The following is a 764-nucleotide window of genomic DNA, read 5'->3' as shown; positions in this document are numbered from 1 at the left end:
GCGAATTGGGTGTGGTAGAGGTCGGCGTAGAGTCCGCCGGCGGCCAGGAGTTCGTCGTGGGTTCCGCGTTCGCGGATCTGGCCGGTTTCGATGACCAGGATCTGGTCGGCCCGGCGGATGGTGGACAGGCGGTGTGCGATGACCAGTGAGGTTCTTCCGGCCAGTGCGGTGTGCAGTGCCCGTTGGATGGCGGCCTCCGATTCGGAGTCCAGGTGTGCGGTGGCTTCGTCGAGGACGACGACGGGTGGGGCTTTGAGCAGGAGCCTGGCCAGGGCGATGCGTTGTTTCTCGCCGCCGGACAGCCGGTAGCCGCGGTCGCCGACGACGGTGTCCAGGCCGTCGGGCAGGGTGTGGACGGTGTCCCAGATGAGTGCGGCCTTGCAGGCGTCGATGAGTTCTTCCTCGGTGGCGCCGGGTCGGGCGTATTCCAGGTTGGCGCGCAGGGTGTCGTGCCACAGGTGGGCGTCTTGGGTGACCACGCCGACGGTGTCGGTGATCGATTTGGGGGGCAGGTCTTTGAGGTCGTGGCCGCCGATGCGGACGGTTCCCTGGGTGGGGTCGTACAGGCGGGGAACGAGGTGGGTGATCGTTGTCTTTCCGGCGCCGGAGGGGCCTACCAGGGCGGTGAGTTTGCCGGCGGGTGCGTGGAAGCTCAGTTCTTGCAGGGTCCAGGTGTCGTCGGCCTGCTCGGGCCGGCGGTGGGCGATGGACTCCAGCGAGGCGAGAGAGACCTCATCGGCGCTCGGGTAGCGGAAACAGACCCG

Annotated in this window: 1 protein-coding gene; it reads right to left on the bottom strand. The window is 67.8% G+C overall.

All coding sequences use genetic code 11. The features are described 5' to 3' along the window. On the bottom strand, window positions 1-764 hold a 764-nt coding region (locus tag IG98_RS0143955), incomplete at both ends, for an ABC transporter ATP-binding protein (RefSeq protein WP_030926562.1).

The sequence above is a fragment of the Streptosporangium amethystogenes genome (assembly GCF_000721075.1).
GTDB classification, from domain to species: domain Bacteria; phylum Actinomycetota; class Actinomycetes; order Streptosporangiales; family Streptosporangiaceae; genus Streptosporangium; species Streptosporangium amethystogenes.
The sequence above is the reverse complement of the archived record's forward strand: the minus strand, read 5'-3'. Positions and strand labels throughout refer to the sequence as shown.